Raw genomic sequence first — 12,042 nt, forward strand, 5'->3', positions numbered from 1 at the left:
CTCAGGTCAGGGTTTCGATGAACAGGGCCATCCACTGTTGGCTGCCGCTCACCAGGGGGCCGACGATTTGCCAGAGCAGGCCGGTAAACAGCAGGATCAGCAGGATGATGATGCCATAGGACTCCAGCCTGCTCATCCCCAGCGCCAGGCGTCGGGGCAACAAGGATACCAGCACCCGGCCACCATCCAGGGGCGGCAGGGGGAAAAGATTGAGTACCATGAGCACGGCGTTGATCATCAGGCCAAAGCCGCCGGCATAGACCAGCGGCAGCGCCGCCCAGTCCCAGCCGGTGCTGTGCAGGGCCATGCCCAGCCGGGCCAGCAGGCCCCAGAACAGCATCATCAGCAGGTTGGCAGCGGGCCCGGCCAGGGCCACCAGGGCCATGTCCCGGCGCGGCCGATGCAGACGGCCAAAGTCCACCGGTACCGGCTTGGCCCAGCCGAAGATGAAGCCGGTGGAGACATACATGAGGATCGGCACCAGCAGGGTGCCGAGCAGATCGATATGCTTGAACGGATTGAGGCTGATACGGCCCAGTTTGCGCGCGGTGTCATCCCCCAGCAGGGAGGCCACCCAGCCGTGGGCCACCTCATGCAGGGTGATGGCGAACAACAGCGGCAGCAGCATGATGCTGATCTGCTGCAGATTGGTCAGATCGCTCAAGCCTGGCTCTCCAGAAAGCCGGCATCGCCCTTGCCCTGGCGCAGCACCTTGGGGGTATCGTCTTCCAGATCGATCACCGTGCTCGGCTCCAGGCCGCAGTAGCCGCCATCGATGATCAGATCCACCGCATGGGAGAGCAGGTCGCGGATGTCATAGGGGTCGGACATGGGCAGATCGTCTTCTGGCATGATCAGGGTGGAACTCATCAGGGGTTCGTTCAGTTCCTCCAGCAGGGCCAGGGCCACGCGGTGGTCCGGCACGCGGATGCCAATGGTCTTGCGCTTGGCGTGCATCAGCCGCTTGGGCACCTGCTTGGTGGCCTCGCAGATGAAGGTGTAGGGGCCTGGGGTGAGGTTCTTCAGCAGGCGGTACTGCTGGTTGTCGATCTTGGCATAGGTGGTGATCTCGGACAGGTCACGGCAGACCAGGGTGAAGTGGTGGTGGTGATCCACCCGCCGGATCTGACGGATGCGCTCCATGGCCGATTCGCGCCCTGACTTCCTCAGCATAGTCCTTTGTCCACTTGGCCGCCTGCCTGAGCTGCCATTCAGCCGCCAGGGCGGCGAAGCTGTCCTCCTTGATCTGAGCCTTCTCTACCCGCTTGGCGGTGCTGGGGTCTATGTTTTCGGCAAGCTGCTTGCGGGCCTTGGTCTTGGCCTCTCTCGCTTCCGCGAGTGAGATGTCGGGATACTTGCCGATGGATAGCAGGCGCTCCTTGTCGGCAAACCGATATTTGAGCCGCCAGAGCTTTGACCCGTTGGGGTTGACCTGCAGGAATAGCCCCTCTCCATCGGCTAGCTTGTACGGCTTGTCGGTCGGCTTGGCGTTTTTTACTTGCTGTGCTGTCAGTGCCATTCGATACCCCCAAAATGTGCGTTTTCGATACCCCCAGCAGGGTGGCCATGTGGTGAGGCAATGCAGGCGCAAGCCATTGCCAGCGTTGAAGAATCTAGCGTTTTGGGGGTATCGTCTCTCAGTACCCCGAAAGTACCCCCAAAAATACCCCCAAATTTTCGGGTAGCAGCGGGTTTTCCTGGGGGTGAATGATAAACTACAGACAGAAAAAAACCAGCTTTTACGCTGGCTTAGGGGTTTCTTGGGGGTGGTTGATAATGTCTAATGGTGGAGCTGGCGGGAGTCGAACCCGCGTCCAACGCGCTTCCACTCCAAATTCTACAGGCTTAGTCCGCTCTATTGAGTTTTAACCACTCACCACCCGAGGGACAGGGCCGGTGAAGCGGCGATTTCGGTTAGGTTTTAGCGAATTGGCCCCGAACCTGCCGCTTCGCGATCTTGTGAGCATCGACGCCTGAAATGCCCCTAAGGGCGCTGGACGCACAAGCACGGCTCCAGTCAGACGGCACCCTACTGGTGTTTAAGCAGCGAGTGCGTAGTTGTCGTCGTTGGCAACTATCAGTTTGCGAATGATTAACGAGGTGTCCGCCCCTCGGCCTGCCTTTGGAATTTCCATCACGCTGTCGAAGCCATGTCAGCCCCATTGCGAGGTTGGACAGTCTATGCCTGACAAGGTTCTGTAGCAAGAGGGAGTTTAGCTGTGCTTTAGCAGCCGCTGTTTTTCCCGTTGCCAGTCGCGTTCTTTCTCAGCGTCGCGTTTGTCGTGCTGTTTTTTGCCTTTGGCCAGGCCGATTTCGATCTTGACCCGGCCCTTACTCCAGTAGAGGGCCAGGGCGATGAGGGTGTAGCCCTTGCGCTCGACGGCACCGATCAGACGGTCGATCTCGCGTCGGTGCAGCAGCAGCTTGCGTACCCGGGTGGGTTCGGGTTGGATGTGGGTGGAGGCGGTCATCAGCGGCGTGATGAGCAGGTTGGAGACCCAGGCCTCGGCGTTCTTGACGAAGACGTAGCTGTCCACCAGCTGGGCCTTGCCGGCGCGCAGGCTTTTCACCTCCCAGCCTTCCAGGACCAGACCGGCTTCAAGACGATCCTCGATGAAGTAGTCGTGGCGGGCCTTTTTGTTCAGGGCGATGGTGCTGCCGCCGTTGGTTGATTTTTTTTTCGCTTTCTTTGCCATGGGTGCATTCTAGGGTGATAGGCTGGTGACAGGCCAGCGATTTAGTCGCTGCCTGCTTGAGCCGAGGGGTTGAATTGCGCACAATTGAGGCCCGATTCGGCCCCCTTTGGCAGGCCCAGGGCTGTGCTTTGACTTCGTTCAGCGAAGGGTTCGTGTCCGCTCAGCGAGCGGTTTTAATTGACGCCATCGGATGTGATAGGCAGGTGAAATCATGCGGTTAAGATCATGACTGAGCGGACGTCCATGCATGGCCAGTGGTCTTCGCGGCTGGCCTTTATCCTGGCGGCTACCGGTTCGGCGGTGGGGCTGGGCAATATCTGGAAATTCCCCTACATCACCGGGGAATACGGTGGTGGGGCCTTTGTGCTGGTGTATCTGGCCTGCGTGGTGGCCATTGGCCTGCCGGTGATGATCGCCGAGGTGCTGATTGGTCGGCGCGGGCGACAAAGCCCGATCAACACCATGCGTTGTCTGGCGAAAGAGGCGGGCCGCTCGCGGGTCTGGTCTCTGCTGGGTTGGACCGGGGTGCTGGCGGGGTTTCTGATCCTTTCCTACTATAGCGTGATCGCCGGTTGGGCCATGGCCTATGTGTTCAAGGCCGGCTCCGGTGTCTTGCAGGGGCTGGATGGTGCGGCCGTGGGGTCGGTCTTTTCCGCCCTGGTGTCTGATCCCGTGCAGCTGGTGTTCTGGCATAGCCTGTTCATGCTGATGACCGGCCTGGTGATCGCACGCGGGGTGCAGTCTGGCCTGGAGCGGGCGGTACGGGTTCTGATGCCGGCCCTGTTTGCGCTGTTGCTGGTGTTGCTGGGCTATGCCCTGACCTCGGGCGGGGTGGCGCGGGGGTTTGATTTTCTGTTCAGCCCGGACCTGAGCAAGCTCAGCACCGGCGCTATCCTGACCGCCATGGGGCATGCCTTTTTTACCCTGAGCCTGGGCATGGGGGCGATCATGATGTATGGCTCCTATCTGCCGCAGGATGCCTCCATCGCCAAGACCTCGCTGGTCATTGCCGGGCTGGATACCCTGGTGGCCCTGCTGGCGGGGATGGTGATCTTTCCCATTGTATTTGCCAATGGACTGGAACCGGGTGCCGGGCCTGGACTGATCTTTCAGACCCTGCCCATCGCCTTTGGTCAGATGCCTTGGGGGGGCTTCTTCGGTACCCTGTTTTTTCTGTTGCTGGTGTTTGCCGCCTGGTCTTCGGCCATCTCCCTGATCGAACCTGCGGTGGCCTGGCTGGTGGAGAACCACGACATGGGTCGCGCCCGCGCCACCCTGCTGGTGGCCTTGTCCACCTGGTTTCTGGGCCTGGCCAGTGTGCTTTCCTTCAGTGACTGGGCCTTCGATTTCAGTTTTCTGGGGGCGCAGAAGGAGAATGGCATTTTTGATATTCTCGACCTGCTCACCTCCAACTTCATGCTGCCCCTGGGCGGGCTGGCCATGGCCCTGTTCGCCACCTGGGTGATGCGGCGGGCGGACGTGGTGGAGGAGCTGGCCATGGGCGATGGCGCAGGCTTTCGCGGCTGGTATTATCTGGCCCGCTATGTCACCCCGGTGGGTTTGGTGTTTATCTTCTTGAATGGGTTGGGCTTGCTTTGAGTCGGGTGGAAAAGAGTGCCTTGGTGCTGCATCCTGCGGCGCGGATGTTTGAATTGGTGGCCGACGTGGAGGGCTATAAGGACTTTCTGCCCTGGTGCAGCGACAGCCGCTTGCTGTCACGGGACGAGCAGCGCCTGTGCGGGGAGATCGAGGTCAGCCGGGCCGGCATCCGCCAGCGCTTTACCACCTGCAATGATCTGGAGAAAGACAGACGCATGGGCATCCAGTTGGAAAAAGGCCCCTTCCGCCGCCTTGAGGGGGTCTGGCTGTTCACTCCCTTACGGGAGGACGCCTGTAAGGTGGAGTTACAGCTGGAGTTCGAGTTCTCCGGTGCCCTGATCGACAAGGCCTTTGGCCGGGTGTTCAACCAGATAGCCGGCACCCTGGTGGATGCTTTCTGCCGCCGGGCGGACCAACTCTATGGATGAGGCAGGCACAGAACAGGGGCAAGGGCCATCGGCCCAGGCGGGGCTGCGGGTAGAGGTGGCCTACGCCCTGCCGGACGAGCAGGTGATCCTGGAGGTCAGCGGCGAGCCCGGCCTGACCCTGGAGCAGGCGGTGGAGAAGAGCGGCCTATTGCAGCGTTTTCCCCAGATCGACTGGCCCCAGGCCGATGTCGGCATCTTCGGTAAGATTGCCAAGCGCGATGCGGCCCTTCGCGAGGGCGACCGGGTCGAGATCTATCGCCCACTGATCGCCGACCCCAAGGAGATGCGCAAGAAGCGCGCCGCCCAAGGCAAGGCCATGCGCCGGGGCGGCGGAGAGGTGGAAAATGCCTGACTCGGACCCGACGAAGGGGAAAGATTGAATTGGCCCTTGCGCTCTGGCCAGGGAAGTCGTATTATTGCTGTCTCGATTGCGGGGTGGAGCAGCCTGGTAGCTCGTCGGGCTCATAACCCGAAGGTCGTCAGTTCGAATCTGGCCCCCGCTACCATTTTTTAGAGAACCCCGGCCAGACGGGGTTTTTTAATGTCCACCGGGGCCGAAAGACCCCGGCCAGGGACGTATCAAGAATGGGCCTATGGCCCTTTTTTTGTTTTTGTCGCCAGGTAGTTGCGCCTTGCCTATCTATCAGTCTGGCCTGAATCAGACAGGCACGGCGCGACTTGCACACTAAATTGACAGGATATGCCAAGGGCCAACGACCATCTCACCAACCTGCTGCAACCCGTGGTTGAGGCCATGGGCTACGAGTGGGTGGGCCTGGAATACCTCAGCGGCCTCAAGGGCAGCGGGCTGTTGCGCATCTACATAGACACCGAGGGCGGCATCACCCTGGATGATTGCTCTGCCGTCAGTCACCAGGTCAGCGGCGTTCTGGACGTGGAAGACCCGATCCGGGAAAACTACCGTCTGGAGGTCTCCTCCCCCGGTCTGGACCGCCCCCTGTTTACCCAGGAGCACTACCAACGCTTTGCCGGCCACCCGGTCAGCCTGAAGCTGCACGGCAAGTGGAACAACAGGCGCAAGCTGGTGGGCCAATTGCGCGGCTGCGACGGAGAACAGGTGGCCATGACCCTTGAGGGCGAGGAGATCCAGGTCCCCCTGGACATGATCAATAGCGCCCGGCTGGTGCCGGATTTTAATGAGACTGAACGATGAGCAAAGAAATTTTGTTGGTGGTAGAGGCCGTCTCCAACGAGAAGGGCGTCAGCAAAGAGGTGATCTTTCAGGCGATAGAAGAGGCCCTGGCCACTGCCACGCGCAAGAAATCACCGCTGGACATAGACGTGCGCGTCAGCATTGATCGCAACAGCGGCGACTACAGCACCTTTCGCCGCTGGCAGGTGGTGGCGGACGAGGCCATCGAGGCCCCCGAGGACGAAGACTTTGAATTCAGCCCGGAGCGCCACATCGGTCTGACCGATGCCCAGGCCCGTGAGCCCGAGCTGCAGCCGGGCGACTTCATCGAAGAGCCCACCGAGTCGGTGGACTTTGGCCGCATCGCAGCCCAGGCGGCCAAGCAGGTCATAGTACAGAAGGTGCGCGAGGCGGAGCGGGCCAAGGTGGTGGAGGCCTATCAGGGGCGCGAGGGCGAGCTGATCACCGGCGTGGTCAAGCGCATCGACAAGGGCAACATCTTTCTCGATCTGGGCAACAATGCCGAGGCCTTCATCGGCCGCGAGCACCTGATCAACCGCGAGGCGGTGCGGGTTGGCGACCGCCTGCGCGGCTACCTCTACGAAGTGCGCTCCGAACCCCGTGGCCCGCAGCTGTTCGTCAGCCGCACCATGCCCGAGCTGATCATCGAACTGTTCCGCCTGGAGGTGCCCGAGGTGGGCGAGGGCCTGATCGAGATCGTCGCCGCCGCCCGCGACCCCGGCTCGCGGGCCAAGATCGCGGTCAAGGCCAACGACCCCAGGCTCGACCCCGTTGGTGCCTGCGTCGGCATGCGCGGCTCGCGGGTGCAGGCGGTATCCAACGAACTCAACGGTGAGCGGGTGGACATCATCCTATGGAACGAAAACGCCGCCCAGTTCGTCATCAACGCCATGTCACCGGCCGATGTGGTCTCCATCATCGTCGATGAAGAGGCCCACGTCATGGATGTGGCGGTAAAGGAAGAAAACCTCTCCCAGGCCATCGGCAAGGGCGGTCAGAACGTGCGTCTGGCCAGCCAGCTGACCGGCTGGGAGCTGAACGTGATGAACGAAACCCAGGCCAGCGAGAAGAGCCAGCAAGAGGCCGCAGGCCTGGTGCAGAACTTCATGGACCGGCTGGACGTGGACGAAGACATCGCCATGATCCTGGTAGAGGAAGGCTTCACCAGCATCGATGAAGTGGCCTATGTCCCCCTGAATGAATTTCTTGAAATCGAAGAATTCGATGAAGAGCTGGTCAACCTGCTGCGCAACCGGGCCAAGGACATACTCCTGACCCAGGCCATTGCCAGCGAGGAAAGCCTGGTGGAGCCGGCCGATGATCTGCTCAACATGGAAGGCATGACCCCAGAGCTGGCCTTCAGGATGGCGGCCAAGGGCATAGGCACCATGGAGGAGCTGGCCGAACAGTCGATCGATGACCTGATGGAGCTGGACGACATGGACGAGGAAACGGCAGGCAAGTTGATTATGACGGCGCGGGCCCCCTGGTTCGAATAAGTCGATTCCGACACAGATAGCCAAGAAAAGAAATTTCGGAGACAGTATTAATGAGCGAAGTGACTGTCAAGCAACTCGCTGAAGACGTCCATATCCCGGTTGACCGCCTGCTCTCCCAGCTGGCCGAGGCCGGTGTGCAGAAAGGCAGCGCCGAGGACGTCATCAGTGAAGACGAAAAGCTGAAGCTGCTGAATCACCTGCGGTCCGCCCACGGCAAGGGTGAAGGCGGTGGTGCCGGTGCGCCGAAAAAGATCACCCTCAAGCGGCGCACGGTGAGCGAACTCAAGCAGCCCAGCGGCGGCCGGGCCACGCTGCGTGGCGCGGCGGCGCGCGGGGCAGCTGCCGCCGCCAAGACGGTCAGCGTCGAGGTGCGGCGCAAGAAGACCTACGTCAAGCGCGAAGACCTGACCGACGATCAAGAAGGCAGAACCCGCGAGGTGGAAGACGCCAAGCGCGCCCTGGCCGAACAGGCCGAGCAGCGCCGTCAGCAGGAAGAGCAGGAACGCGCCCGGCGCGAGGCAGAGGAGGCGCGCCGCGCCCGCGAGGCGGAGCTTGAGCGACAGAAACAGCAGAAGGAAACCGCCCGCAGCCAGGAAGAAGCCCCCACCCACAGCAGCGAAGAGCGCAAGCGCAAGGAAGAAGAAGAACGCCTGGCCGCCCAGGAGGCGCGCAAGGAACGCGAGGCGGCGCGGCGGGAAGAGGCCGTGCTGGAACAGGGCGAGAAGAAAAAGGGCAAAAAGGTCAAGAAGGGACAGAAGAAATTCAGCGACGTGCTGGAAGAATTCGAAGAGGAACTGATCCCGGTCGAAGAGGAAGCAGAGGCCCCAGTGGTGGAAGAGTCGGTTGTGGCCAAGCCCGAGCCGCCCACCCGCTTAAGCCGCAAGGCGGCCAGCCCGCGCAGCAGTAATCGGCAAAAGACCGGCCGGGGCCGCAAGCCGGAGCAAACCCGTCACGGCTTCACCAAGCCCACCACGCCGGTGGTGCGCGAGGTGCCCCTGCCGGAGGCCATCGCCGTGGGCGAACTGGCCAACCGCATGTCGGTAAAGAGTGGCGAGCTGATCAAACAGCTGATGCGCATGGGCGTGATGGCCACCATCAACCAGACCATCGACCGTGATACCGCCGCCCTGGTGGTGGAAGAGATGGGCCACACCCCGGTGGTACAGAAGGACGAGGACATAGAGAGCGAACTGCTGGCCGAGATCGAACTGCTGCAGCAGCAGGTGGACGAAAAGCCGCGTGCCCCCGTGGTCACCATCATGGGCCACGTCGATCACGGCAAGACCTCCTTGCTCGACCACATCCGTGCCACCCGCGTGGCCTCCGGCGAGGCCGGTGGCATCACCCAGCATATCGGTGCCTATCATGTGGACACCGACCGCGGCATGATCACCTTCCTCGACACCCCAGGCCACGCCGCCTTCTCCTCCATGCGTGCCCGGGGTGCCCAGGTCACCGACATCGTCATCCTGGTGGTGGCGGCGGACGATGGCGTCATGCCCCAGACCAAGGAGGCGATCCAGCACGCCCGCGCCGCCAAGGTGCCGATCATCGTCGCGGTGAACAAGATCGACAAGGAAGACGCCGCGCCCGATCGCGTCATGCAGGAACTGGTGGCCGAAGAGGTAGTGCCCGAGGCCTGGGGTGGCGACACCATGTTCGTGCAGGTCTCGGCCAAGGTCGGCACCGGCATCGACGACCTGCTCGACTCCATCTCCCTGCAGGCGGAGATGCTGGAGCTGACCTCCACCGATCAGGGCCTGTGCAAGGGCATCATCATCGAATCCAGCCTGGACAAGGGGCGCGGCCCGGTGGCCACGGTGCTGGTACAGTCCGGCACCCTCAAGCGCGGCGATATCCTGGTCAGTGGCAAGGAGTTCGGTCGGGTGCGCGCCATGTTCGACGAGAACGGCAAGGCGGTAAAGACCGCAGGCCCCTCGCTGCCGGTGCAGGTGCTGGGTCTGTCCGGCACCCCCAACGCCGGGGATGACGTGATCGCCGTGAGCGACGAACGACGCGCCCGCGAACTGGCTCAGCTGCGCCACGAACGCGCCCGCGACAGCAAGCTGGCCGACCAGAAGGCGGCCAAGCTGGATCAGATGTTCTCGCAGATGACCGAGGGCGAGACGGCCACGGTAAATCTTATCGTCAAGGCCGACGTGCAGGGCTCGGTGGAGGCCCTGAAGGAATCCCTGGTCAAGCTCTCCACCCCCGAGGTGGAGGTCAAGGTTGTCGCCTCCGGGGTCGGCGGCATCAACGAGTCCGATGCCAACCTGGCCATCACCTCCAGCGCCGCCATCATCGGCTTCAACGTCCGCGCCGATGCCAGCGCCCGCCGGGTGATCGAGGAAAAGGGCATAGACCTGCGTTACTACAGCATCATCTACGAGATCCTCGACGATGTGAAAAAGGCCATACTGGGCAAGCTCTCGCCGGAGATCCGCGAAGAGATCATCGGCCTGGCCCAGGTGCGCAGCGTGTTCCGCTCCTCCAAGCTGGGGGCCATCGCCGGCTGCATGGTCATCGAGGGCGTGGTCAAGCGCAACAACCCGATCCGCGTGCTGCGCGACAATGTCGTGGTGTACGAAGGCGCGCTGGAATCCCTGCGCCGCTTCAAGGACGATGTGCCCGAGGTCAAGGCCGGCACCGAGTGCGGCATCGGCGTAAAGAACTACAACGACGTCAAGGAAGGTGACCAGATCGAAGTCTTCGAGCGCACCGAAGTGGCGCGCGAGCTGTGATCGGCAAGCCCTATGCCGCGTGACTTCAACCGGGCCGAGCGGGTCGGCCGTCAGCTACAAAAAGAGCTGGCGGACCTGATCCGCAACCAGCTCAAGGACCCACGCCTGGGCATGGTCACGGTACAGGCGGTGCGCCTGAGCCGCGACCTGTCCCACGCCAAGGTCTATGTCACCCTGTTTGACGCCGCCGAGCGCAAGCAACAGCTGGGCCTGCTCAAGGACGCCGCACCCTTTCTGCGCCGCGAGATCGGTCACCGCATGCGCCTGCGCATCACGCCGGTGCTGGAGTTTGTCTATGACGAATCCATCGAACAGGGCGCGCACCTCTCCGAGCTGATCGAGAGGGCGCTGAGGCAGTAGCCTAACGCAGGACGCAGAGAGCGCAGAGAAGCGCGGAGATCGCAGAGTTGGAAATAGTCTCTTGAGAAAGCGTTGTGGTTGGGCAGGTTGCATTTGCCAATCTGCAATCCAGGGCAGGGTTTAAGCAGGGAGCGAATGATTGAACGCAAAGAGTTCAGGGCAAAGTAAGGAAATTTGTTTTTCTACGCGCATCGGTTCACAGAGTCAGGCTCTTAGCTCTCTGCGTTCTCTGCGCTTCTTTGCGCTCTCTGCGTCCTGTCTTGGATTTGGCTTTCCCGGATCGGGCATGAATGAGTTTTGGGTAGATAATGGCTAGACAAAAGCGCCGTGGGCGTAACATCAACGGCTTGCTGCTGTTGGATAAACCGCTGAAGCTGACCTCCAACGATGCCCTGCAGCGGGTCAAGTGGCTGTATCAGGCGCAGAAGGCCGGGCATACCGGCAGCCTGGACCCATTGGCTACCGGCCTGCTGCCGCTGTGCTTTGGCGATGCCACCAAGATCTCCGCCTACCTGCTGGATGCCGACAAGCACTACTGGGCGCGCATCAAGCTCGGCCAGACCACCAGCACCGCCGATGCCGAGGGCGAGGTATTGCAGGAACGGCCGGTGCCCGAGTTCAGCCAAGAGCAGTTGCTTGACGTGCTGGCCGGATTCAGCGGTGAGATCAGCCAGATCCCGCCCATGTACTCGGCGATCAAGCACAAGGGTGAACGGCTGTATAATCTCGCCCGTAAAGGAGTGGAGGTGGAGCGCGAGCCGCGTCAGGTGCAGATCCATCGGCTCAGCCTGACCCAATTCGGCAGCCCCGAGTTCGAGATCGAGGTACATTGCTCCAAGGGCACCTACATCCGCACCCTGGCCGAGGATATCGGCGAGAAATTGGGCTGCGGCGGCTACCTCAGTGCCCTGCGCCGCACCGGCGTTGGCCCCTACCGGGAGGGCGAGCAGGACCTGGTGGGCATGGAACAGCTGGAGCAACTCAGCCAGGACGGTTTTGCCGAGATGGATCGGCTGCTGCTGCCCCTGGACAGCGCCCTGGGCCACTGGCCGGCGGTCCGGCTCACGGCGGATTCGGCCTTTTACATGAAATCCGGCCAGCCGGTATTGGTGCCCAAGGCCCCCACCAGCGGCTGGGTACGCATCTACGATGAACTGGATCGCTTCATCGCCGTGGGCGAGATCCAGGAAGACGGCAAGGTAGCGCCGAGAAGACAATTTAAGGTTTGAAGTTTTACGGCCTGAAGTTTTAAGAATGTTTGGTCCGCAAATGAACGCGAATAAACGCAAATAAAGGCTAAATAGATCAAGGAGATAGTCTCTTAGTTGTTTAGTATCTTAGCGCGACCCCGGATTCTGTTGCGCTGTTTCCGGGGGCTTGCAGCCTTGGCGTTCATTTGCGGACTTCATTAAATAAATCGAGACAGTCAACCAGCTAAATTCTAACCAGCTGGTCACTATCTCCTAACCCCGTTTTTCACCGGGCAGCCTGTCTGAACTCATTGTTGGATAGGCAACGGCCATGCCGGCCCATTTTTCCATCAGT

The 12,042-nt window shown here is 61.4% G+C and carries 12 protein-coding genes, 1 tRNA gene and 1 other RNA gene; 9 read left to right on the forward strand and 5 right to left on the reverse strand.

Translation table 11 applies throughout. The features are described 5' to 3' along the window. Window position 1 precedes the first annotated feature (1 nt). The 5 genes from D5125_10735 to smpB all read right to left on the reverse strand — a co-directional run bounded on the left by D5125_10735 (window position 2) and on the right by smpB (window position 2,696). Entirely contained in the window at window positions 2-628 is a 627-nt protein-coding gene (locus D5125_10735) for a site-2 protease family protein (GenBank protein QFY91125.1), read from the reverse strand. 32 nt (window positions 629-660) lie between these two features. Continuing rightward, entirely contained in the window at window positions 661-1,173 is a 513-nt protein-coding gene (locus D5125_10740; GenBank protein QFY89930.2) for a threonylcarbamoyl-AMP synthase, read from the reverse strand. Then, on the reverse strand, window positions 1,079-1,519 hold the full coding sequence (locus tag D5125_10820) for a DUF4102 domain-containing protein (protein QFY89943.1): 441 nt from the start codon (window positions 1,517-1,519) through the stop codon (window positions 1,079-1,081). The genes D5125_10740 and D5125_10820 overlap by 95 nt, the downstream gene beginning before the upstream one ends. A 265-nt stretch (window positions 1,520-1,784) precedes the next feature. Further along, window positions 1,785-2,161, reverse strand: a transfer-messenger RNA (tmRNA) gene (ssrA, locus tag D5125_10815). 52 nt (window positions 2,162-2,213) lie between these two features. After that, a complete protein-coding gene (gene smpB, locus D5125_10810) occupies window positions 2,214-2,696 on the reverse strand; it encodes an SsrA-binding protein SmpB (protein QFY89942.1) in 483 nt (160 codons plus the stop codon). 225 nt (window positions 2,697-2,921) lie between these two features. On the opposite strand from smpB, the gene D5125_10805 reads away from it, so the two are divergent. The 9 genes from D5125_10805 to truB all read left to right on the forward strand — a co-directional run bounded on the left by D5125_10805 (window position 2,922) and on the right by truB (window position 11,726). Next, window positions 2,922-4,295: a sodium-dependent transporter gene (locus tag D5125_10805; GenBank protein ID QFY89941.1), complete on the forward strand. Its 1,374-nt coding sequence runs from the start codon at window positions 2,922-2,924 to the stop codon at window positions 4,293-4,295. Further along, window positions 4,292-4,723 carry a type II toxin-antitoxin system RatA family toxin gene (locus D5125_10800; GenBank protein ID QFY89940.1) on the forward strand — a complete coding sequence of 144 codons (432 nt, stop codon included), beginning with the start codon at window positions 4,292-4,294 and terminating at the stop codon, window positions 4,721-4,723. Before D5125_10805 ends, D5125_10800 begins: the two co-directional genes overlap by 4 nt. Then, window positions 4,716-5,075: an RnfH family protein gene (locus tag D5125_10795; protein ID QFY89939.1), complete on the forward strand. Its 360-nt coding sequence runs from the start codon at window positions 4,716-4,718 to the stop codon at window positions 5,073-5,075. The genes D5125_10800 and D5125_10795 overlap by 8 nt, the downstream gene beginning before the upstream one ends. A 77-nt stretch (window positions 5,076-5,152) precedes the next feature. Continuing rightward, window positions 5,153-5,229, forward strand: a tRNA-Met gene (locus tag D5125_10790). A 194-nt stretch (window positions 5,230-5,423) separates the two neighbouring features. Next, on the forward strand, window positions 5,424-5,897 hold the full coding sequence (gene rimP / locus D5125_10785; GenBank protein QFY89938.1) for a ribosome maturation factor RimP: 474 nt from the start codon (window positions 5,424-5,426) through the stop codon (window positions 5,895-5,897). Further along, the gene (nusA, locus tag D5125_10780; protein ID QFY89937.1) at window positions 5,894-7,396 is read left to right on the forward strand and encodes a transcription termination/antitermination protein NusA; all 1,503 of its coding nucleotides are present in this window, start codon (window positions 5,894-5,896) and stop codon (window positions 7,394-7,396) included. The genes rimP and nusA overlap by 4 nt, the downstream gene beginning before the upstream one ends. 50 nt (window positions 7,397-7,446) lie before the next feature. Further along, on the forward strand, window positions 7,447-10,137 hold the full coding sequence (gene infB / locus D5125_10775) for a translation initiation factor IF-2 (GenBank protein QFY89936.1): 2,691 nt from the start codon (window positions 7,447-7,449) through the stop codon (window positions 10,135-10,137). Between the two features lie 12 nt (window positions 10,138-10,149). Further along, on the forward strand, window positions 10,150-10,497 hold the full coding sequence (gene rbfA / locus D5125_10770) for a 30S ribosome-binding factor RbfA (GenBank protein QFY89935.1): 348 nt from the start codon (window positions 10,150-10,152) through the stop codon (window positions 10,495-10,497). A gap of 308 nt (window positions 10,498-10,805) precedes the next feature. Beyond that, window positions 10,806-11,726 carry a tRNA pseudouridine(55) synthase TruB gene (gene truB / locus D5125_10765; protein ID QFY89934.1) on the forward strand — a complete coding sequence of 307 codons (921 nt, stop codon included), beginning with the start codon at window positions 10,806-10,808 and terminating at the stop codon, window positions 11,724-11,726. Window positions 11,727-12,042 lie beyond the last annotated feature (316 nt).

The sequence above is a fragment of the gamma proteobacterium SS-5 genome (assembly GCA_009497875.2).
Taxonomy (GTDB): Bacteria; Pseudomonadota; Gammaproteobacteria; order Chromatiales; family Chromatiaceae; genus Magnetovirga; species Magnetovirga frankeli.

What these genes read in the sequence shown, in the direction of transcription:
- truB (QFY89934.1), top strand. Translation starts at nt 10,806, where the DNA reads ATGGCTAGACAAAAGCGCCGTGGGCGTAACATCAACGGCTTGCTGCTG.
- D5125_10795 (QFY89939.1), top strand. Translation starts at nt 4,716, where the DNA reads ATGGATGAGGCAGGCACAGAACAGGGGCAAGGGCCATCGGCCCAGGCG.
- smpB (QFY89942.1), bottom strand. Translation starts at nt 2,696, where the DNA reads ATGGCAAAGAAAGCGAAAAAAAAATCAACCAACGGCGGCAGCACCATC.
- rimP (QFY89938.1), top strand. Translation starts at nt 5,424, where the DNA reads ATGCCAAGGGCCAACGACCATCTCACCAACCTGCTGCAACCCGTGGTT.
- D5125_10805 (QFY89941.1), top strand. Translation starts at nt 2,922, where the DNA reads ATGACTGAGCGGACGTCCATGCATGGCCAGTGGTCTTCGCGGCTGGCC.
- nusA (QFY89937.1), top strand. Translation starts at nt 5,894, where the DNA reads ATGAGCAAAGAAATTTTGTTGGTGGTAGAGGCCGTCTCCAACGAGAAG.
- infB (QFY89936.1), top strand. Translation starts at nt 7,447, where the DNA reads ATGAGCGAAGTGACTGTCAAGCAACTCGCTGAAGACGTCCATATCCCG.
- rbfA (QFY89935.1), top strand. Translation starts at nt 10,150, where the DNA reads ATGCCGCGTGACTTCAACCGGGCCGAGCGGGTCGGCCGTCAGCTACAA.
- D5125_10735 (QFY91125.1), bottom strand. Translation starts at nt 628, where the DNA reads ATGCTGCTGCCGCTGTTGTTCGCCATCACCCTGCATGAGGTGGCCCAC.
- D5125_10820 (QFY89943.1), bottom strand. Translation starts at nt 1,519, where the DNA reads ATGGCACTGACAGCACAGCAAGTAAAAAACGCCAAGCCGACCGACAAG.
- D5125_10740 (QFY89930.2), bottom strand. Translation starts at nt 1,173, where the DNA reads ATGCTGAGGAAGTCAGGGCGCGAATCGGCCATGGAGCGCATCCGTCAG.